Origin of the sequence: Kitasatospora phosalacinea (assembly GCF_030268885.1) — a bacterium.
GTDB lineage: Bacteria > Actinomycetota > Actinomycetes > Streptomycetales > Streptomycetaceae > Kitasatospora > Kitasatospora phosalacinea_C.
Map to the genome: position 1 here is coordinate 1 of NZ_BSSA01000017.1, position 19,597 is coordinate 19,597.

Sequence of the window (19,597 nt, forward strand, 5' to 3'; positions counted from 1 at the left end):
GTCCGGCCGCGTGCGTGATGGCCTGCTGATGAGCCGACAAATCCCAAACAGGACAGCCCGAGGCGTCAGTCAGGGGGCGGGTCAGGCTCATCAGCAGAACCACCAGTCACATCATCACTGTCAGGGGTGGACGGTGCCCCATCCGTCGTCCTCGCCGTGCTGCTTGGCGAAGTACGGGACGCGCTCGGTCAGCGCGTGCGGCAGCTTCTCGCCGACCTTGTCGGCGACCGCCCCGGCGGCCTTCCCGGCGACCGCACCGGCCTGCTGCTTGGCCTTGCCCGCGGCGTCCTGCACCCGCGGGTTCTCCCGCACGTGCCGGGCCGCACCGGCCAACTGCTCGTAACGTTCGCGCCCGGCCCGGGTACCGAGGACGTACCCGATCCCGAGGCCCACGATCAACGACACCTTCCACATGCCCTGGTTCCACCCTTCGTCGTCGCGCGATTGTGTGCCGCGTCTACCCGTCCGGCCGGGCCGTGAACCACCCGGCCGGTGGCGGGCCCGGGCGGTCGGGCCGCCGTGCACCAGCATCCCCGTCCGCACCGCGGGGCGCACGCGGGGCGCGCCGGGCCGGGCCGGGGCGGGGGCGGGGCGCCCGAGGTGGGGGAGGCCGCCGGGAAAGCGATTGGCGGAACACCCCCCTGAGTGCGCTAATGTATGTCCCGCAGCGAGCACCGAGGCCCCCGGAGCGATCCGGAGACCGGGGTGGTCGGAGCGGAAGCACGATCCTCCATAGCTCAATTGGCAGAGCAGCCGACTGTTAATCGGCAGGTTATTGGTTCGAGTCCAATTGGAGGAGCGCGGTCCCCCATAGCTCAATTGGCAGAGCAGCCGACTGTTAATCGGCAGGTTATTGGTTCGAGTCCAATTGGGGGAGCTTCACCGGAAGTCACGGTGACGAGCACGGAGCGAGGGCCCCTCGGCGATGCCGAGGGGCCTTCGTGTTGCCCGCGCCCCGGTGCCGCCCGCCCGGCGTCCCGGCGTCCCCTGGTCTCAGTCGGCGGCGGCCCGCCGGTACAGGTCGGCGACGTGCGCGTCGAAGGCCACGCTGTACGAGGTGTCCGGGCTCGCGCCGCCCGCCTGGTAACCCCCTATCACCCCGATCACCTGGCCCGCGTCGGTGACCCACGGGCTGCCGCTGGTGCCGTCGGTGAACCCGGCGCAGTCGAAGCGCTGCTGGGTGGCGCTGCGCGCCGAGGTGCGGGTGCGGCAGGTGATCGGGGCCTCGCCCGCGTTGGGGTATCCGGTGACGGTGACCTCCTGCCCGGTGCCGAGGCCGGCCGCGAACGCGCCGGAGCCCACCTCGTCCTCGACCTGCCGCCCGTCGAGCGGGCCGACGGTGAGGAAGGCGACGTCGTCGTCCTCGTCCTGCCCGCCCTCCCAGGCGGGGTCGACGGTCACCGCGGTGACCGGCCAGGTCCCGTGCGGGGTCAGGCCGTTGCGGTAGCCGGGGGCGAAGACCAGGTCGTCCAGCGGGACGCCCTCGGGGGCCGCGCAGTGGGCGGCGGTGATCAGCAGGTTCCGGCCGGGGCTGTGCACCACGCTGGCGGTGCAGACCCGGGCGCCGCCGGTGTCCTCGACGAACAGCGCGCCGACCCGGTCGGTGGCCGGGCCGGACGGGGCGGGGTCGGCGACCGCCTGTTCCGGCGCGCCGGCCTGCTCGGCGGAGCCGCAGCCGGTCACGGCCGCGGCCAGCAGCAGCACCAGCACCCCGGCCGCGGTGGCCGGGGACGGGGGGCCGGATCGGAGGGAGGTGCGCGGCACCGCGGCTCGCTTCTGCTCGGCGGCCCGCCCGGGGCGCCGGGCGGCGGTCGTAGCAAGATCTACCAGGGCCCGTGCGGACCGGGCAACCACCGTCCGGCGCGGGGCCCGGTGCGCGGCCCGGGGCGGGGTCACGGGCCGCCGGACGCCTGCTGGTGGAGCGTCCGGACCTGTCCGCCGAAGTGGCTGCTGGAGGAGGTGCCCGCGGTGCCACCGCCCTCCCGGCGGCCGCCGGTCACGGTGCCGGGGCGGGGCCGCGGGCCGAGGCGGGTGGCCCAGGGGCTGCCGCCGGAACCGGGGTCGTCGACCACGCCGGTGGTGCAGGAGGGGTCGCCGTCCGCGCCGTGCGCGAACTCCGCACCGACCCGGTCGTTCGGTGGCGTCGGTCCGGCCGTGCGGCCGGTGCCCCGGTGCCGGTCGGCGGCGGGGCGCAGCCGTTCCCGGCTCCGGCCGTGCGCGGCCGCGGCGCCGGAACCGCAGGCGGAACCGGTGGGGGCCTCCGCCCCGTCCCCGGCGGAGCCGCAGCCGGTCGCCGCCAGGGCCGGGGCCGTCGTCAACGCCGTCGCACCCGTGGACCGCTTCATCCCGGCCACCCGCTCCCGCTCGCGCCAACCCGACGGTCCAGCCTCACCCGCCGCAGCACGGCCCCGCCACCGGACCGCCAAGGTGCGGACGGGCGCCGGGCCGTGCGTACCCGGATGCGCCCCCGGCGCGCACCACGGGTGATCGACCGGCTATGCTGCCGGGGGCGGCCCTGAGGGGCCGTCTGCTGCTGCCAGGACCGCGTCGTCGGCCCCGGCGGGTCGAGTCGGGGGGCGGTAGCTCAGCCGGTTAGAGCAGGGGACTCATAATCCCTTGGTCGTGGGTTCGAGTCCCACCCGCCCTACCTCGGCCGCTGACCGCCCGTCAGCCAATGGACCCTCTGACCAGGCGAAACGCCGGACGGGTCACGCAAATCGTAGAGCACCGGCCCGCTGCTCGCCCTCCTCCGGCCCGAAAGTTCACCCTCCAGTGGACTTCTGGTGGACACGGCGCAGCAGAGCGCGCACGGCCGGAGCGGCGACATGACGCCCCGTCACGGGAGGCCGGAGCAAGGGCGCTGCGTCCCGTCCGGCGGACGACACCTCCTTTCCGGCGGACGTCTTCACCGACCCGGTCGCCGACAGCGGCCACCGGCAGGTGTGACCGCGGTCCGACGGGCGGCGCGGCGAAGACCCCCCGCCCGGACCGGTGCGTCGTCGAGTCCGGCGATGAGCTTCCCCGCCGTCGAGTACGGACGGGGTCGGGCGACGGCGGGTCGGCCCCGGCCGGACCGGCCGATCAGCACGTCGGCTCACGGTCGTCGCGCCCGGTCGGGTGATGGACCGCCGGAGCGGGTGCCGCCCGGGCCGGCTGCCACCCGGCTGGCGGACAGTCGGGCCGTGTGCGAACGGGTAGCGTTCGGCCAGGCCGCTCCGGCCCTGTTCTCGTCCCGCCGCCCGGATGGAGACCGCATGCCCCGGACACCGCGCCCCACGTCCCGCCCGACCGTCGGCAGAACCGCCCGCCGGTTGGCCACCGCACTGCTCGTACCCGTCCTCGCGGCCTGCGGTGGCGGCGGTGACTCGGGATCCGGGGCGACGTCCTCGGCCGCGCAGTCCGGTGGCGACCTCGGGGCCTCGCCGCCGACGGAGGGCTCGGGGGAGCAGCCCGACGACAGCCGGACCGAGGCCGGCGGGAACCAGGGCGGGTTCAACGCGGCCGGCCAGGTCTCGGCGAACGCCAGCGGAACGTGGAGCCTCGCCCGGATCGACCTGTCGAGTCCGCGGAAGGAGACCTTCACGGCCACCATCAGCCAGGTCACCGACTGCACCGGCGGCAAGGAGTCCGCGCCCGCCAGCCCGGCCAGCCGGGAGGTCAGCGTGGTCGGCGGCACCACGCCCGAGACGGCCGAGTTCACCCTCGCCGGGCCGAGGCCGCCGGCCGGGAGCAGCCGCACGATCTGCGTCACCGTCACCGTCAACGGTGCGAGCAGGCGGGGCCCCGCGGCCGGAACGGTCGACGTCCCCGAGGGCTCCCCCGACGGCGGCGGCACCGACGAACCCAGCAACGGCCCCACCGACGGCGGTACTCCCGACGGCGGTACTCCCGACAGTGGTACTCCCGACAGCGGTACGTCCGACAGCGGAGCGTCCGAGCAGCCCGTCCCGCTCCCCGAGTCCGCGAGCCCCCGCTGAGCACTACCGACGAGCGGCCGTCCGGCGACCCACCCGACGAACCGGATCCGCCCGGTCCGGAGCAGCCCGGCCCGCCGCAGCCGGAAGGTCGCTCGTGGCGCAGCTGGATCGGTCTGATCGCCTCCTGGATCGCGCCGACCACGCTCATCACCGCCCTGCTGCTCTTCTTCGGCTACGCCTACACCGACTCCCTCTACAGCTACTTCGGCGTGGACTCCGCCACCATCGGCTTCTCCGGCCAGGACCTCCTGCTCCGTAGCTCGGCCGCGCTCTACCTCCCGGCCGGCGTCCTGCTGTGCGGCGCCCTGGTGGTCGCGATCGCCTACCACCTGGCCACCCGGACCGTCCGCAGCGGCGCGGAGGGGCGCCGGGCCGTCCGCCGGGCCTGCCGGATCGTCGCGCTGCCCGCCGTCCCGCTCGCGGTGCTCGGGTTCCTCGCAGGCTTCGAGGTCATCGACGCGGGCCCCACGGGCACCCCGCTACTGCTGGGCGGTGCGCTGCTGCTGGTGGTGCTGGCGCGGCTGCTGGCCGTACGGGCGGCCGGTGCCGCCTACCCGCTGACCGGGGAGCGGGCGGCACTCGGCATCAGCGTGGCGCTGATCGTGCTCTGCTCGTTCTGGACCGCAGGCGGCTTCGCCCACCAGAAGGGGCACCGTGACGCCGAGTGGCTCGCCCGCAACCTCGCGCTGCGCCCGGCGGTCGTCCTCGACACCACCGAGCGCCTCTACCTGCAGTGGGCCGGCGTGGACGAGCGGGCGCTGCCGGACGCCGGAGCGGGGCAGAGGTTCCGCTACCGCTACCGGGGGCTGCGGCTGCTGGCGCAGGCGAACGACCGGATGTTCCTGATCCCGCGCGACTGGACGTGGAAGGAGGGCAACGTGCTGATCCTTCCGGTGGACGCCAACGTCCGGATCGCCTTCCACCCGGGCTGACGCGAGGTCACCCGGCCACCTCCGCAACGCCGGAGACCCAGGCTCCGAACAGCGGGGCGGCGAGGTTCGCGGGGCCGCGGACGCGGCAGTGCGAGGGCCCGGCGGGGCGGTGCACGAGCGGCGCGGCAACGGGCCCGGTGGCGGCAGACCGCGGTGCCTGCCGCTGGCGGAACGGGGCCGCTGGTGGCGGTGCGCCACCGGGCGAACCTGACGACGCGGCAGCTCGCGCCGCTCTCCGGCGCCCCGACGGCGACGGTGTGCCGCGCGTCCAGCGCCTCGGCCCGCTGGGGTGCGGGCTTCGTGCCGGTGCCGGTGCCGGTGCCGGTGCCGACCTCGCCCGGGGTCGGAGGGTTGTCGGCGGGCTCGTCCGGGGACTTCGGGGCGGGGTGCGCGGCCGGGAGGGGAACGTTCCGCCGGGCCCGCGAGCGGCGCTGAGCTGCGGGAACGCGCTCCGGAGTGATCGCGCATCGACCGATCGGATGATGCCGGGGTCCACCGGAATGCTCGCCGGGTCTGACCGTTCCGCCGACGGAGCGGGGCGGTACGCGGGGCAAATATGGAGTGGGGGAAGCAGACCCGCCCACCCCCGGCCTGTCCCGCCCCGTCCCCGACCCCGGCCCGTTCCCGCCACCAGCCCCTCGCCCCCGCACCCGTTGAGGCATTCCGTGCTGTCCCTGCCGTCCCTCAGGAGGAGGACCGCGATGACCGCGACCGACCAACGCCTGCTCACCGCCGCCCGCACCGGTGACCTCGCCGCCGCCCGGGCCGCCCTCGCGGACGGCGCCGCCCCGGAGGCGCGCGACCCGCACGGGCGGACGGCGCTGCTGCTCGCCGCGCTCGCCGACCACGTCCCCGTCGCCGAACTCCTGGTCGCCGCCGGGGCGGACCCGGACGCGCAGGACGAGCGGGAGGACAGCCCCTGGCTGGTCACCGGTGTCACCGGCAGCGTGCCGATGATGCGCGCCCTGCTGCCCGCCCGGCCGGACTTCGGGCTGACCAACCGCTTCGGCGGGGTCAGCCTGATACCCGCCGCCGAACGCGGCCACGTCGCCTACGTGCGGGCCGTGCTGGCGGAGACCGACATCGACGTCGACCACGTCAACCGGCTCGGCTGGACGGCCCTGCTGGAGGCCGTGATCCTCGGCGACGGCGGCCGCGCGCACGCCGAGGTCGTCCGGCTGCTGCTGGCCGCGGGCGCCTCCCCGCGGCTCGCCGACGCCGACGGCGTCACGGCCCGGCAGCACGCCGAACGACGCGGCTTCGCCGCGCTGGCCGCACTCCTGCGGGAGGCCGAGGCCCGATTCGACCGGGAGAACGGAGCAGCCCGATGACCACCCGCCGCAGGCGCACCGGCCCGCTGCTGTCGGTGGCCGCGCCGCTGCTGGCCGTCCTGCTGGCCGGCTGCGCCGACCCCGGCGGCAGCGGCAGCGCGGCCGCCACCCCGACCCCGCCCCGTCCGACGGCGGCGGCCCCTCCGGCGCCGCCACGCCCACCCCGCTGCCCGCCACGCCCACCCCGGTGCCCACCCCGGCCGGGACGCTGCTGGTGGCCGACTTCGGGGCGGACAGCGTGACCTTCGTCGACCCGGCGCACGGGGCGATCGGCTCGGTGCGCGTCGGCACGGCCCCGTACGCGGTGGCGGTCGGGGCGGACGGGCGGGCCTGGGTGAGCACCGCGGAGGGCGTCGCCGAGGTCGACACCCGGGCGCGCACCCTGCTCCGCACCGTCCCGCTGCGCACCGACACCGGCCCGGTCGGGACGGGCGAGTACCGGGGCGGCGCCATGGGCCTGGCCCTGGCGCCGGACGGCACCCGGCTGTACGTCGGGGTGAACGTGCCGGGGCACTCCGGCGTGCTGGAGGTCGTCGACACCGCGAAGGGCGAGGTCACCGGGGTGGCCCCGGTCGGCCGACGGCCCTTCGACGTCGACGTTTCGCCGGACGGCCGCCAGGTCTACGCGACCGGCCACGACTCCTTCGACGTGACGGTGGTCGCGGCGGACGGCCTGGCCACCCGGCGGATCCAGGTCGCGCCGTACGGCACCGAGGGCGGGCTCGGCTCCTGGCTGAAACCGCACTACGCGGTGGTCCGGCCGGGTGACGGCAGGCTGCTGCTGCCCTTCGAGGGCGAGCGCCTCGCCGTGGTCGACCCGGCCACGGGGGAGGTGGCGATCGAGCCGATGACCGCCGACACCCACCAGCACGGTGCCACCCTCGCCCCGGACGGGCGGCTGCTGGTGGTCGGCTCCGGCCCGATCACCGGGGCCGACCGGGGGCCCAGCCTGACGGTCCGCCATCCCGACGGGAGCGAACGGGTGTACCCGCTCGACGCCCCGCACGAGAACGTGGCGATATCGGCGGACGGACGGACGGCGTACGTCACCGGCGGCTTCACCCGGGACGGCTACTGGGACGGCATCACCCTGGTCGACCTCGACAGCGGAGCCACCCGCCGACTGGAGGCCGGACACCGACCGCTGGGGGTGGCGGTGCTCTGAGACCGGGGGAGCAGCCGGGCCGCACCGGGCGGAGCGGGAGGCCCTGCTGCCGTGCCGGACCACCTTCGCCCGCCGCGACGCCCGTCGCGACCCCGGCACGCCGACGGCACGCACCGAGGGGGTGCCCCCAGCCCTCCTCGGGGCCGGGGAGCGTTTCTCGACGACAGAGGCGGCCTGACGCGGCACCAGGGCGCGTATCCAATGGTGATCAAATGAGTGCTTCGGGTGAGGGGTGGGAGCCAGATCACCGCGGCGCGGAGGTGGAGGCCGACAAGGCCACCGGCCGGGGGCCTCCGTGAGAACTCCCGGCCCACTGGCGCCACACCCCGCCGGGGCGCGGTAGGTTCCCGGAAAGCACGACAAGGATCACACCACGTCATACCCGGGGGGCGGACGCACATGGTCTCTGCGCAGGTACTTCTCGGAGCCGAGGCCGAGACGGTTTTCGACGCCGACGGCCTTCGGCTGGTCGACCACGGCTCCCGCACCGAGATCCCGCTCGCAGTGATCCAGGAGACCCGGACCGGCGGCGGGCGGGACGTCGAGATCGTGCTTACCGACGGAGTCGTGTACCGGGTGGACGGCGGCAACGCGACCACCGCCACCGCGTTCGTGACCGCACTGACCGCCGCACTGCCCGAGCAGCGGGATCCGGCCGGGAGTGCCCGGGTCACCGTTACTGCCCTGAAGCAGCCGGAGAAGGACAAGCCGGAGCCGGTGGTACGACTGCGACTGGCGATCATCGGCGCCCTCATTCTCGCGTACCTCGGGTACACGATCTGGGTCGGTGCCACCCACGGGCCGGACGTTGTATTCGTGGTCGTCGGGGCGGTGCCACTCACCATCGGCCTGCTCATGCTGCTCGTCGCGGTGCACGACACGCTGCTCCACCTCGCGCTGAGGCGCCGCGGGATCACCGTGTCCGCCACGTTCGACTTCAGAACCAGGGACGGGGCGGCCTGGTACAGGTTCACCGGCGCCGACGGCGTTGAGCGCAGCCATCGGGGAAAGAACCGCGGACCGCGGATCCGTGTCACCTACGACCCGAAGAAGCCCTGGCGAGGCTCCTCACAGTTGGCGTGGGGCCCCGTGCTGTTCAAGATCGGTGCCCTCACCATCGGTGGACTGCCACTGCTGCTGGCCGGCGGCACCGTGGCGTTCCTGTTCCCCTTCACGCCGCAATGAGAGCGCCCTGGGGAGCGTCGTTGGTCGTGATCAATGAGTTCGGGTGAGGTCCTCGATCTGGATCGTCGCGCCACGGAGGCGGAGGCCGGCGAGGTGGCTTTCCGGGGTCTTGTCGGATCGGGTGGCGATGCCCCGCCAGGCCTTCAGTTCGTTGATCAGGCGCTCGACGGTGTTGCGGTCCTTGTAGGGCTCGGTGCCGTGGCTGACGGGGCGGCCGCCGCCGCTGCCCTTCTTTTTCCGGTTGGCGGCCTGCTCCCTCTTCTCCGGGATGACCGCTTTGACGTGGCGTTTGCGCAGGTGGGCGCGGTGGCCGCGGGACGAGTAGGCCTTGTCTCCGGCGACGTGGACCTTGCTGGTCTGACCGCCCCTGGACCGTCCGAGCAGGGCGGTCTTCGGATCGCACCCTCCAGCAGGGCCTCGAACACTCCGGCGTCCCGCCACTGCCGGAAGCGGTCGTGGACCGTCGACCAGGCACCGAACTCGCCCGGCACCTCCCGCCACCGGCCGCCCGTCCGAAACCGCCGGATCACGCCCTCGAACTGCCGACGTAGCCGCTCGGGGTACGGGCCGTACTCACCGACCGGCAGGTACGGCTCGATCAACTCCCGCTCGGCGTTGGCCAGTTGCATTCACTTCGCACAACACGATCTGCCGGACCGGGACCACAGCGAGGGCAGGACCTGCAAATTGATCACCACCAGATACGCGCCCTAGGGTGGGCGGATGCTCCTCCCCGCCGACCTGCCCACGCCCCTGACCGTGGTCGACGACCCGGAGTTCGCCGCGGCGGGCGCGGAGCTGTGGCTCAAGCGGGACGACCTGGCGCACCCGACGGTCCCCGGCAACAAGTGGCGCAAGCTCGCCCCGAACCTGGAGCGGGCCCTCGCCGAGGGCGCCCGGGGGCTGCTCACCTACGGCGGGGCGTACTCCACGCACGTGCGGGCGGTCGCGGCCGCCGCGCACGGGCTCGGGCTGGCCAGCACCGGCGTGATCCGCGGCGCGGAGCTCGCCGGGCGGCCGCGCAACTGGTCGCTGGCGCAGGCCGAACGGGACGGCATGGTGCTGGAGTTCGTCGAGCGCTCCGCCTACCGGGAGGCGGCCTCCGGGCGGCACGAGCACCGGGCCGGGTACTACGTGCTGCCCGAGGGCGGCTCCAACGGCCTCGCCGTGCGCGGCGCCGCGCTGATCGCCCGGGAACTCGCCGACCAGCACCCGGACTTCGGCCCGCGGGACGTGGTGTGCTGCGCGGTCGGCACCGGCGGCACCCTGGCCGGGATCGCGGCGGGGCTGCCCGACGGCCCGCGGGCGCTCGGTGTGGCGGTGCTGCGCGGGGAGGGCTACCTGGAAGGGGAGGTGACGGCCCTGCACCGGGCCGGGTACGGCCGCGAGTTCGCCAACTGGCGGCTGGCGCACGAGTGGCACGGCGGCGGCTACGGGCGCGTTCCGCCGGAGCTGGAACGGTTCGCCCGGTGGTTCGAGGGCGCGTACGGCGTCCCGGTGGAGCGCCGCTACGTGGCCAAGGCGCTGTGGGGTGCGTACGGGCTGCTGCGGGCGGGCGCCTTGCGCGGCCGCCGGGTGACGGTGGTGGTGACGGGGGTTCCGGACCCGGTGCAGTGAGACCGCCGGAACGGACCGGCGGGCCCCGGGACGGCGGGCCCCGGGACGGCGGGCCCCGGGACGGTGAGCCCGGGGCAGTGGGCCCCGGGGCGGTCGGTTCCGGCGGCGGACGGGTCAGCCGAAGCTGAGGTCGTTGCAGAGGTCGGTGTCGGCGGGCCGGGTGTTGTCGGCGATGCCGGACGGGATGCCGGAGGGGAGGGCGTCGGGGGAGGCGCTGCCGCCCGCGCCCGCGCCCGCCTCGGGGACGTTGGTGAGGGCGCGGTCCTGGCCGAGGGTCAGCACGATGCCGTCGACGTCGGCGGTGGAGCGCAGTTCGGCGCCGGGGTAGAGCTGGGCGAGGCGTTCGGCGGCGGCCCGCCGGGAGGGGGCGTACTCGATCAGGGTGGTGCGGCGGGTCGGGGTGTCGGGGCCGATGGTGATGTCGGTGTAGCCGTTGCCGCGCAGGCCGAGCGCGGTGCGCCCGGCCAGGCCGCCCGACTTGGCCGCGTTGTGCACGGTGACGGGCACGTCCAGCAGGGTGCGGTCGGCCCGGCCGGAGGCGTCGGCGCCCGCGCTCCCCGATGCCGAGGTCGCTACCGGTGCCGAGGCCGTGGCCGTGGCCGAGGCGCCGCCGGTCGCGGCGGGGGAGGCACCGGGGCTCGTGCTCGGACTCGTGCTCGGGACGGCACCGGCACCCGCACCCGCACCGGTGTCCGTGCTGCGGCCGTCGAGGGTGCGGTCCTGGCGCAGCAGGTCCCACAGGATGCTCGCGTCGGGTTCGACCACGGCGACGCGTTCGCCCTGGAAGCGCCAGGGGAGAGTGACGAACTGGATGTCGGAGAGCTGGATGTCCTGCAGGGACTGGGCGAACTCGGCGAGCTTGTAGGGCGATCCGAGCTCGGGGTCGACGGTGAGCGACTTGGTGGCGGCGTCGGCCAGCGGCAGCAGGGTGGACAGGTCGAAGCCCTTCTCCTGCACCTTCTTGATCAGCGAGGACATGAACGCCTGCTGCCGGAGCATCCGGCCGATGTCGGAGTTGTCGCCGATCCCGTGCCGGGCCCGGACGTAGTCCACGGCCTGCTGGCCGGAGACGGTCTGCCGCCCCTTGGCGAGGTGGATGCCGTACGAGTCCACGTCGTTGGGGACGCAGACGTCCACGCCGCCGACGGCGCTGGTGATGGCCGCGAAGCCCTTGAAGTCGACGACCAGGGTGTGGTCGACCCGCAGCCCGGTCAGGGTCTCCACGGTGTTCTGCGTGCAGGCCGGGTTGCCGTTCTTGAACTCGCCCACGGTGAAGGCCGAGTTGAACATCTGGTTGGCCCGCTCCTTGGTCCACGTGCCGTTCGGGAGCAGGCAGGGCGGGACGGTGACCAGGGTGTCGCGCGGGATGGACACGCCGACCGCGTGCTTGTGGTCGGCGTACACGTGCAGCAGGATCGCGGTGTCGGAGTGGCCGACGCCTTCGTCGCCGCCGCCCAGCGAGCTGTTGCCGTCCTCGCGGGTGTCGGAGCCGAGCAGCAGGACGTTGACGGGCCGTCCGCCGGTGGGCGCGGGCGTGGCGACCGGGGGGCGGCTGGAGGCGATGCCCTCGGGGGCGAAGGTCGTGATGTTGCGGTCCAGCCGCTGGTAGTACCAGGCGCCGGTGCCGGCCGCGGCGACGACCAGCGCGGCGGCGGTGGCCCCGAGAGTCCGGGCTATTCGGCGGCCGCGGGAGCGGGCCGGGGCGGCGTCCTGCGTGGCGTCGGTCATCGGTCGGGCGTCTCTCTGCGCGCAGCGGGAACTGGTGCCCGAGGGCAGGCACTGGACCGACCCGCCGCACTGCGGATCGGTACTCGTCACTACTTGGACGGTTCGACGCACGGAATGGTTACAAGCGAACCATCTTTTTCGAGAGTTTCTTCGAACCGGGCCGCGGAGGAGCCGCGGGCCCCGGTGCCGACGGCGATTCAGCCGGCCTTCGCGGTGCCCCCGCCGGCCTTCGCGGCGCCCCCGGCGCCACCGTCACCGCTGCTGGGGCCGGTGCCCGCACCGGTGGAGTCGAGCATCCGCCGCAGCAGGTCGCGCAGTTGGGCGCGCTCCTCGCCCTCCAGGGCGGCCAGCGGCTCGCGGGCGAAGTTCAGCGACTCGCGCAGCTCGGCGGAGGCGGAGCGCCCGGCGTCGGTGGCGACGACCAGCTTGACCCGGCGGTCCTGCGGGTCGGACTCGCGGGTGACGAAGCCGCGGCCCTCCAGCCGGTCGACGATGCCGGTGATGTTGGAGGGCTCGCAGGCGAGGGTCTGCGCGATGTGCCGCATCGGCATCGGGCCGCGTCGCAGCAGCGCCAGCACCTTGGCCTGGGCGCCGGTGAGCGAACGGGCGGCCGCGGCCTCCTCGTACTCGCGGTGGAAGAGGCCGACCAGGCGCGCCATCAGGTCGACGACCTCCAGCGTGATCGGGTCGACAGTCGGTGTCTGCTCCGCCATGACCTGCTCCTCCCGCTGCGCCATGCTCCCGAGTCTAGCTGAACATTTGACAACCTGAACCTTTCATCCCCACGATTGCTTTAGCTAGTGAATATTTCACCCTGAGGAGCATCTGATGGCAGCAGAGCAGGACGTCCCCGCCACCGGCCGCGAGTGGCACCTGGCCGCCCGCCCGCAGGGCTGGCCCGACCCGGCGGACTTCGCCCTGGTCGAGGCCCCCGTCCGCCGCCCGGCCCCGGGCGAGATCACGGTGCGCAACGCCTACCTCTCCGTCGACCCCTACATGCGCGGCCGGATGAACGACGTGAAGTCCTACGTCCCGCCGTACGCGCTCGGCGCGCCGATGGACGGCGGGGCGGTCGGGTACGTGGTGGCCTCCGCGGCGGAGGGCTTCGCGGTCGGGGACGCCGTGCTGCACGGGCTGGGCTGGCGCGAGTACGCCACGCTGGACGCCGCGCACGCGGTGAAGGTCGACCCCGGGCTCGCCCCGCTCTCCGCCTACCTGGGCGTCCTCGGGATGCCCGGCCTGACCGCGTACGCCGGGCTGCTGGAGGTCGCCTCGTTCAAGGAGGGCGACACCGTCTTCGTCTCCGGCGCGGCCGGTGCGGTGGGCTCGCTGGTCGGCCAGATCGCCCGGCTCAAGGGTGCGAAGCGGGTCGTCGGCTCGGCGGGCTCCGCGGAGAAGGTCGCCACCCTGGTCGAGGAGTACGGCTTCGACGCCGCCTTCGACTACAAGGCGGGCCCGGTCGCCGAGCAGCTCGCCCAGGCCGCGCCCGAGGGCATCGACGTGTACTTCGACAACGTCGGCGGCGAGCACCTGGAGGCCGCGATCGGCGCGCTCAACGTGCACGGCCGGGTCACCCTGTGCGGGGCCATCGCCCAGTACAACGACACCTCCGCCCCCACCGGGCCGCGCAACCTGGCGCTCGCCATCGGCAAGCGGCTGCGCCTGCAGGGCATGATCGTCGGCGACCACGCCGCGCTGCGCGGGCATTTCTTCGCCGAGGTCGGCGGCTGGCTGCGCAGCGGCGAGCTGCGCTCGGACGAGACCGTGGTCGAGGGCGTGGAGAACGCCGTCGAGGCGTTCCTCGGCATGCTGCGCGGCGCCAACACCGGGAAGATGGTCGTCAAGGTCTGACCCCGGGTCGGCTGCCGGTCCGTCAGTCCGCCCCCGCCGGAGCGCGATTCCCGGCGGGGGCGCACGCGTGCGGCCGTTCGGGGGAGGTGGGGGCCGTGGGGGTAGACCTCTCGGAGGAAGCGACTAGCATGGGGGGAAAGCTTGTCCGTTTTGCTCGATTTGATGACCTAATGTCGAGTAAGTTGAGCTTCACGGGGTAGCAAGTGGTCAGCACCTACCGGTACCCACCGGTGACGGCACGAGGCAGCTGGGGAAGGCGACCCTCGTCCACAGCCAGGAGGTCCCGGTGACGACACGTGGTGTGCTCTACATCCACTCCGCGCCCCGCGCGCTGTGCCCGCACGTCGAGTGGGCGGTCGCGGGCGTGCTCGGTGTGCGGATCAACCTCGACTGGATCAGGCAGCCCGCCGCGCCGGGGCACTGGCGGTCCGAACTCTCCTGGCAGGGGGAGCCCGGCACCGCCTCCAAGCTCGCCTCCGCGCTGCGCGGCTGGCAGTTGATGCGGTACGAGGTGACCAGCGAGCCCTGCGCCACGGCGGAGGGCGAGCGGTACTCCTCCACGCCCGCGCTCGGCATCTTCCACGCCGTCACGGGCCTCCACGGCGACATCCTGATCCCCGAGGACCGGCTCCGCGCCGTGCTGCTGCGCGCCCGCAGCGAGGGCGGCGACCTGGAGGCGGAGATCGCCAAGCTGCTCGGCAAGCCCTGGGACGACGAGCTGGAGCCGTTCCGGTACGCGGGCGAGGGCGCGCCCGTGCGCTGGCTGCACCAGGTGGTGTGAACGCGGAAGGGGGCCCGGGGTGCGAACCCCGGGCCCCCTTCCGGGGCGTCGTGCGGGTCAGACGGTGCGGAAGGCCAGCACCACGTTGTGGCCGCCGAAGCCGAAGGAGTTGTTCAGCGCGGCGATGCGGCCGTCGACCGGCAGCTTGCGGGCCTCGTCGCGGACGATGTCGGCGTCGATGTCGTCGTCCAGGTCGACCACGTTCACGGTCGGCGGGGCGATCCGGTTGTAGAGCGCGAGCACGGTGGCGACGGTCTCGATGCCGCCCGCGCCGCCGAGCAGGTGGCCGGTCATCGACTTGGTGGCGGAGATCGCCACGTGGTCGAGGTGCTCGCCCAGGGTCCGGCGCAGCGCCTTGATCTCGGCGGTGTCGCCCTGCGGGGTCGAGGTGGCGTGCGCGTTGACGTGCACCACCTCGGACTTGTCCAGGTCGTTGCGGGCGAACAGGTCGTCGACGGCGCGGGCCACGCCGGCGCCGGTCGGCTCGGGCTGGGCGATGTGGTGGGCGTCCGAGGACAGGCCCTGGCCCACGGCCTCGCAGTAGACCCGGGCGCCGCGGGCGGCCGCGTGCTCGGCGGACTCCAGCACGACCACGCCCGCGCCCTCGCCGAGGACGAAGCCGTCGCGGCCCTTGTCGTACGGGCGGGAGGCGTGCTCCGGGTCCTCGTTGTTCTTGGACATCGCCATCATGTTGGAGAAGGCGACGATCGGCAGCGGGTGGATCGCGGCCTCGGTGCCGCCGGCCACCACCACGTCGGCGCGGCCGGTGCGGATCATCTCGATCGCGTAGCCGATCGCCTCGGCGCCGGAGGCGCAGGCGGAGACGGGGGTGTGCACGCCCGCGCGGGCGCCGACCTCCAGGCCGACGTTGGCCGCCGGGGAGTTGGGCATCAGCATCGGGACGGTGTGCGGGGAGACCTTGCGGACGCCCTGCTCCTTGAGCACGTCGTACTGGTCGAGCAGGGTGGTGACGCCGCCGATGCCGGAGGCGATGACCGCGCCCAGGCGCTCGGGGGCCAGCGGGTTGGCGTCGTCGGTGGCCGGGGCCTCGTAGCCCGCGTCCTTCCAGGCCTCGCGGGCGGCGATCAGCGCGAACTGCGCCGAGCGGTCCAGCTTGCGGGCCAGCGGGCGGGGCAGGATCTCGCCGGGCTCGACCGCGACCCGGGCGGCGATCCGGACGGGCAGCTCGGCCGCCCAGTCCTCGGTGAGGGCGCGGACCCCGGACTTGCCGGCCAGCAGGCCCTCCCAGAAAGTGGCGGCGTCGCCGCCCAGCGGCGTGAAGGCGCCGATACCCGTGACGACCACGGTGCGGTTTTCAGCAGTCACTGGTTTCTTCTTCTCTCACATCTGAGGGGAGGACCGGGGGGCCGGAGGGGAGGGGACCGGTCGGGGCGCGCCGGGCGCGCCCCGACCGGGCGGTCTGACCGCAGGTCAGGCGTTGGCGACGATGAAGTCCACCGCGTCGCCGACGGTCTTGAGGTTCTTGACCTCGTCGTCCGGGATCTTCGCGCCGAAGCGCTCCTCGGCGGCGACGACGACCTCGACCATGGACAGCGAGTCGACGTCCAGGTCGTCGGTGAAGGACTTGTCGAGCGCGACGTCCTCGGTGGGGATGCCGGCGATCTCGTTCACGATCTCGGCGAGACCTTCGAGAACCTCTTCGCGGGTAGCCATGTCGGCTGCTCCTTCTCGGTGTTGACAGCGTCCGGTCCGGCGGACCGACGCGGGTTTCCAGGGGTGGGGCGGAGAAAAACGCCTAGGGGAGCGTAACGACTGCGGCGGCGTACACCAGACCCGCCCCGAAGCCGATGATCAGCGCCAAGTCGCCGCTCTTGGCCTCGCCGCGCTCCAGCATCCGCTCCATGGCGAGCGGGATCGACGCGGCGGAGGTGTTGCCGGTCTCCGCGATGTCGCGGGCCACCGGGACGCTCGGGGGCAGGTCCAGCTTCTTGACCATGGCGTCGATGATGCGCATGTTGGCCTGGTGCGGGATGAACGCACCGAGCTGGTCGGCGGTGATCCCGGCGGCCTCCAGGGCCTGCTCGGCGACCTTCGCCATGTCGTACACCGCCCAGCGGAAGACCGTCTGGCCCTCCATCCGCAGGGCCGGCCACCTCACCTCCTCGCCGGTGCCGTTGACGGCGTCCGGCTTGGCGAAGGCGGTGTCCCAGGCCTGGGTCTGCGAGATCACCTCGGCCTGCGAGCCGTCCGAACCCCAGACCACCTTGCCGATGCCGGGGGTCTCGGACGGGCCGACGACCGCGGCGCCCGCGCCGTCGCCGAAGATGAACGCGGTCGACCGGTCGGTGACGTCGGTCAGGTCCGACAGCCGCTCCACGCCGATCACCAGCACGTACCCGGCGCTGCCGCCGCGCACCATGCCGTCGGCCAGGCTCAGGCCGTAGCCGAAGCCCGCGCAGGCGGCCGAGATGTCGAACGCCGGGGCGGTGCCGCAGCCGAGCCGCTGGGCGATCTCGGTGGCGATCGCCGGGGTCTGCTTCAGGTGCGAGACCGTCGCGACGATGACGCCGCCGATCTGCTCCGGGCTGATCCCGGCCATCGCGATCGCCTTGCCGGCGGCCTGCACCGACATCTCGGCGACGCTCTCCTCCGGCCCGGCCCAGCGGCGCTCGGCGATGCCGGAACGGGTGCGGATCCACTCGTCCGAGGAGTCGATCCAGTTCAGCACCTCGGAGTTGGGGATCACCCGGGTCGGCCGGTAGCCGCCCACGCCGTGGATGCGGGAGAACCGGGCGCCGGTGACCGGCTTGATGGTCGCGCTCATGCGCTCTCCTCCTGGCCGCCGTGCTCGGCCACGAGTGCACGGGCCTTGTCGAGATCGGCGGGGGTCTTCAGGGCCAGCGTGGCGACACCCTTGACGTTGCGCTTGACCAGGTTGGTGAGGGTACCGGCGGGGGACAGCTCGATCACGGCGGTCGCGCCGAGCCGCTGCAGGGTCTCCATGCACAGGTCCCAGCGGACCGGGTTGGACACCTGCGAGACCAGGCGGGCGAGCACCTCGGCGCCGGAGCCGACCACCTCGCCGTCCCGGTTCGAGAGGTACGCGACGGCCGGGTCGGCGGTCGTGAGGGTCGGCGCCAGCTTCTCCAGCCGGGCCACGCCCGGGGCCATGTGCGCGGTGTGGAACGCGCCCGCGACCTTCAGCGGGATCAGCCGCGCGCCGGCCGGCGGGTCCGCCTTCAGCGCGTCCAGCTGCTCCAGCGTGCCGGCCGCGACCAGCTGGCCGCCGCCGTTGTTGTTCGCCGCGCTCACGCCGTGCTCGGCGAGCTTGGCGAGCACCGCCTCCGGGTCGCCGCCGAGCACCGCGGTCATGCCGGTCGCGGTCGCCGCGGCGGCCTCCGCCATGCCCAGGCTGCGCTCGCGGACGAAGCCCAGCGCGTCCTCCTCGGACAGCACCCCGGCCAGCGCCGCGGCGGTGATCTCGCCCACGCTGTGGCCCGCCACCGCGCCGACCGCACCGGCCACGCCCTGCGGGAACAGTGCCGCGGCGGTCACCAGGCCGGCGGCCACCAGCAGCGGCTGCGCGACGGCGGTGTCCTTGATCTCCTCCTCGGAGGCCTCGGTGCCGGCGTGCACCAGGTCGAGGCCGGCCGTCGCCGACCACCGGCGCAGCCGGTCGGCGGCACCGTCCAGTTCGAGCCAGGGGTTGAGGAAGCCGGGAGTCTGGGCACCCTGTCCAGGGGCGACGATAACGAGCACGGTTCAACCCTCTCTCGCCGGACGCCCGCGGGCGGGTAGGCGACGATGACGAAGAAAAGCACGTCGGCTTGTGGAGTCCCTACAGTCCGCTCAGCCCTGGTCGGGCCCGGAGCCGAGACGCCCCAGAGCAAGGGCGATGCGCAGGGTGAAGGCCGAACGCACGTCTGACGGAGCATAGCCGGTGACGTCTGTCACACGACGCAGCCGGTAGCGCACGGTGTTCGGGTGGACGAAGAGCATCCGGGCCGCGCCCTCCAACGAGGACGCCTGCTCCAGGTAGACACTCAGCGTCTCCAGGAGTGCCGAACCGGCCTCCTCCAGGGGTGTGTAGATCTCCTCCACCAACTGACGGCGCGCCACTTCGTCGCCCGCCAGCGCGCGTTCCGGCAGCAGGTCGTCGGCCAGCACCGGGCGGGGCGCGTCCGGCCAGGCCGCGCACGCCTTCAGGCCCTGCGCGGCGGCGTGCGCCGAGCGGGTCGCCGACAGCAGGTCGCCGACGGTCGGGCCGACCACCACCGGACCCGGCGCGAACTGGCCGATCAGCGCCCGGGCCGCGTGCACCGGCTCCTTGTCGCCGCCGACCACCACCACCAGGCGGCGGCCCAGCACCCCCGTCAGCACGTGCAGCTTCGCGTACCGGGCGGCGCGCCGGATCGCCTCCACCACCAGCTCGCTGTCCCCGTCCGGGGCGCTGCCCATCACCACGCGCACCTGGCTCGGCTGGCCCCAGCCCAGCGCCGCCGCCCGCGACAGCACGCCCTCGTCGGCGTCCCCGGACAGCAACGAGTTCACCACCAGCGCCTCCAGCCGGGCGTCCCACGCGCCGCGCGCCTCCGCGGCCTGCGCGTACACCTGCGCGGTGGCGAACGCGATCTCCCGGGCGTAGACCAGCACCGACTCGCGCATCCCCGCCTCGTCGCCGGGCGCGGCCACCTCCTCGATGGCCTCCTCCATCACCTCGATGGTGGTGCGGATCAGCTCCACGGTCTGCCGCAGCGTGATCGCCCGGGTCAACTCCCGCGGGGCGGTGCCGAACACGTCCGTGGAGATCGCCTGCGAGGCCTCCGGGCGCCGGTACCACTCGGTGAACGCCGCGATGCCCGCCTGGGCGACCAGGCCGATCCACGAGCGGTGCTCCGGCGGCATCCGCCGGTACCAGGCCAGCTGGTCGTCCATCCGGGCGATCGCCGCGGACGCCAGCTTGCCCGCCGACTTCTCCAGCCGCTTCAGCGTCGCCGCCCGCAGCTCCGCCCGCTCGGCCGCCAACCGGCGCTCCTCGGCCGTCATCCGGCCCCGGCCGGGCACCGCGG

At 74.1% G+C, this 19,597-nt stretch carries 18 protein-coding genes, 3 tRNA genes and 2 pseudogenes; 12 read left to right on the forward strand and 11 right to left on the reverse strand.

All coding sequences use genetic code 11. The features are described 5' to 3' along the window. Positions 1–120: 120 nt before the first annotated feature. Entirely contained in the window at positions 121–414 is a 294-nt protein-coding gene (locus QSK52_RS22985) for a hypothetical protein (RefSeq protein ID WP_285738028.1), read from the reverse strand. A 312-nt stretch (positions 415–726) separates the two neighbouring features. Between QSK52_RS22985 and QSK52_RS22990 the strand changes: the two genes are divergently transcribed. Together QSK52_RS22990 and QSK52_RS22995 are read left to right on the forward strand one after the other, a co-directional pair. Continuing rightward, positions 727–799 (forward strand) — tRNA-Asn (locus tag QSK52_RS22990). 5 nt (positions 800–804) lie between these two features. After that, positions 805–877 (forward strand) — tRNA-Asn (locus tag QSK52_RS22995). Between the two features lie 116 nt (positions 878–993). On the opposite strand, the gene QSK52_RS23000 is transcribed toward QSK52_RS22995, so the two are convergent. Both QSK52_RS23000 and QSK52_RS23005 read right to left on the reverse strand, forming a co-directional pair. Further along, positions 994–1,764 (reverse strand): trypsin-like serine peptidase, encoded by a 771-nt coding sequence (locus tag QSK52_RS23000; RefSeq protein WP_285738029.1) that lies wholly within the window; start codon positions 1,762–1,764, stop codon positions 994–996. Between the two features lie 128 nt (positions 1,765–1,892). After that, positions 1,893–2,345: a hypothetical protein gene (locus QSK52_RS23005; RefSeq protein WP_285738030.1), complete on the reverse strand. Its 453-nt coding sequence runs from the start codon at positions 2,343–2,345 to the stop codon at positions 1,893–1,895. 228 nt (positions 2,346–2,573) lie between these two features. Here QSK52_RS23005 and QSK52_RS23010 point away from each other — a divergent pair. The 7 genes and pseudogenes from QSK52_RS23010 to QSK52_RS23035 all read left to right on the forward strand — a co-directional run bounded on the left by QSK52_RS23010 (position 2,574) and on the right by QSK52_RS23035 (position 8,590). Continuing rightward, positions 2,574–2,647 (forward strand) — tRNA-Ile (locus QSK52_RS23010). Positions 2,648–3,311: 664 nt separating this feature from the next. Continuing rightward, complete coding sequence (locus QSK52_RS23015; RefSeq protein ID WP_285738031.1) at positions 3,312–3,977, forward strand: hypothetical protein; 666 nt, start codon at positions 3,312–3,314, stop codon at positions 3,975–3,977. A 209-nt stretch (positions 3,978–4,186) separates the two neighbouring features. Continuing rightward, positions 4,187–4,909 carry a hypothetical protein gene (locus QSK52_RS23020; protein WP_285738032.1) on the forward strand — a complete coding sequence of 241 codons (723 nt, stop codon included), beginning with the start codon at positions 4,187–4,189 and terminating at the stop codon, positions 4,907–4,909. A 106-nt stretch (positions 4,910–5,015) separates the two neighbouring features. Beyond that, a pseudogene (locus QSK52_RS39490) lies at positions 5,016–5,173 on the forward strand (IS5/IS1182 family transposase); the annotation flags it as partial. Between the two features lie 437 nt (positions 5,174–5,610). After that, positions 5,611–6,240 carry an ankyrin repeat domain-containing protein gene (locus QSK52_RS23025; RefSeq protein ID WP_285738033.1) on the forward strand — a complete coding sequence of 210 codons (630 nt, stop codon included), beginning with the start codon at positions 5,611–5,613 and terminating at the stop codon, positions 6,238–6,240. A 187-nt stretch (positions 6,241–6,427) separates the two neighbouring features. Further along, positions 6,428–7,405, forward strand: coding sequence for a YncE family protein (locus QSK52_RS23030; RefSeq protein ID WP_352230300.1), 978 nt, complete (start codon positions 6,428–6,430; stop codon positions 7,403–7,405). Between the two features lie 399 nt (positions 7,406–7,804). Then, on the forward strand, positions 7,805–8,590 hold the full coding sequence (locus tag QSK52_RS23035; RefSeq protein ID WP_285738034.1) for a hypothetical protein: 786 nt from the start codon (positions 7,805–7,807) through the stop codon (positions 8,588–8,590). A gap of 30 nt (positions 8,591–8,620) precedes the next feature. On the opposite strand, the pseudogene QSK52_RS23040 reads toward QSK52_RS23035, so the two are convergent. Further along, positions 8,621–9,219 (reverse strand): annotated as a pseudogene (locus tag QSK52_RS23040) (transposase). 94 nt (positions 9,220–9,313) lie between these two features. Here QSK52_RS23040 and QSK52_RS23045 point away from each other — a divergent pair. After that, on the forward strand, positions 9,314–10,207 hold the full coding sequence (locus QSK52_RS23045) for a 1-aminocyclopropane-1-carboxylate deaminase/D-cysteine desulfhydrase (protein ID WP_285738035.1): 894 nt from the start codon (positions 9,314–9,316) through the stop codon (positions 10,205–10,207). 114 nt (positions 10,208–10,321) lie between these two features. Here the strand turns inward: QSK52_RS23045 and QSK52_RS23050 are convergent, their stop codons facing one another. Both QSK52_RS23050 and QSK52_RS23055 read right to left on the reverse strand, forming a co-directional pair. Continuing rightward, positions 10,322–11,935 (reverse strand): LCP family protein, encoded by a 1,614-nt coding sequence (locus QSK52_RS23050; protein WP_285738036.1) that lies wholly within the window; start codon positions 11,933–11,935, stop codon positions 10,322–10,324. Positions 11,936–12,132: 197 nt separating this feature from the next. Next, the gene (locus QSK52_RS23055; RefSeq protein ID WP_285738164.1) at positions 12,133–12,648 is read right to left on the reverse strand and encodes a MarR family winged helix-turn-helix transcriptional regulator; all 516 of its coding nucleotides are present in this window, start codon (positions 12,646–12,648) and stop codon (positions 12,133–12,135) included. Positions 12,649–12,763: 115 nt separating this feature from the next. Here QSK52_RS23055 and QSK52_RS23060 point away from each other — a divergent pair, with 115 nt between their 5' ends. Then, on the forward strand, positions 12,764–13,786 hold the full coding sequence (locus QSK52_RS23060) for an NADP-dependent oxidoreductase (RefSeq protein WP_285738037.1): 1,023 nt from the start codon (positions 12,764–12,766) through the stop codon (positions 13,784–13,786). A 286-nt stretch (positions 13,787–14,072) separates the two neighbouring features. Next, positions 14,073–14,567, forward strand: coding sequence for a DUF3145 domain-containing protein (locus tag QSK52_RS23065; protein WP_285738038.1), 495 nt, complete (start codon positions 14,073–14,075; stop codon positions 14,565–14,567). 57 nt (positions 14,568–14,624) lie between these two features. Here QSK52_RS23065 and fabF read toward each other — a convergent pair whose 3' ends face one another. The 5 genes from fabF to QSK52_RS23090 all read right to left on the reverse strand — a co-directional run bounded on the left by fabF (position 14,625) and on the right by QSK52_RS23090 (position 19,574). Further along, on the reverse strand, positions 14,625–15,893 hold the full coding sequence (gene fabF / locus QSK52_RS23070; RefSeq protein WP_285738039.1) for a beta-ketoacyl-ACP synthase II: 1,269 nt from the start codon (positions 15,891–15,893) through the stop codon (positions 14,625–14,627). Between the two features lie 105 nt (positions 15,894–15,998). Further along, on the reverse strand, positions 15,999–16,241 hold the full coding sequence (locus QSK52_RS23075; protein ID WP_033250147.1) for an acyl carrier protein: 243 nt from the start codon (positions 16,239–16,241) through the stop codon (positions 15,999–16,001). A gap of 82 nt (positions 16,242–16,323) precedes the next feature. Further along, complete coding sequence (locus QSK52_RS23080; protein ID WP_285738040.1) at positions 16,324–17,352, reverse strand: beta-ketoacyl-ACP synthase III; 1,029 nt, start codon at positions 17,350–17,352, stop codon at positions 16,324–16,326. Next, complete coding sequence (locus QSK52_RS23085; RefSeq protein WP_285738041.1) at positions 17,349–18,287, reverse strand: ACP S-malonyltransferase; 939 nt, start codon at positions 18,285–18,287, stop codon at positions 17,349–17,351. Before QSK52_RS23085 ends, QSK52_RS23080 begins: the two co-directional genes overlap by 4 nt. Positions 18,288–18,377: 90 nt before the next feature. Further along, the gene (locus QSK52_RS23090) at positions 18,378–19,574 is read right to left on the reverse strand and encodes a PucR family transcriptional regulator (RefSeq protein ID WP_051733198.1); all 1,197 of its coding nucleotides are present in this window, start codon (positions 19,572–19,574) and stop codon (positions 18,378–18,380) included. Positions 19,575–19,597 lie beyond the last annotated feature (23 nt).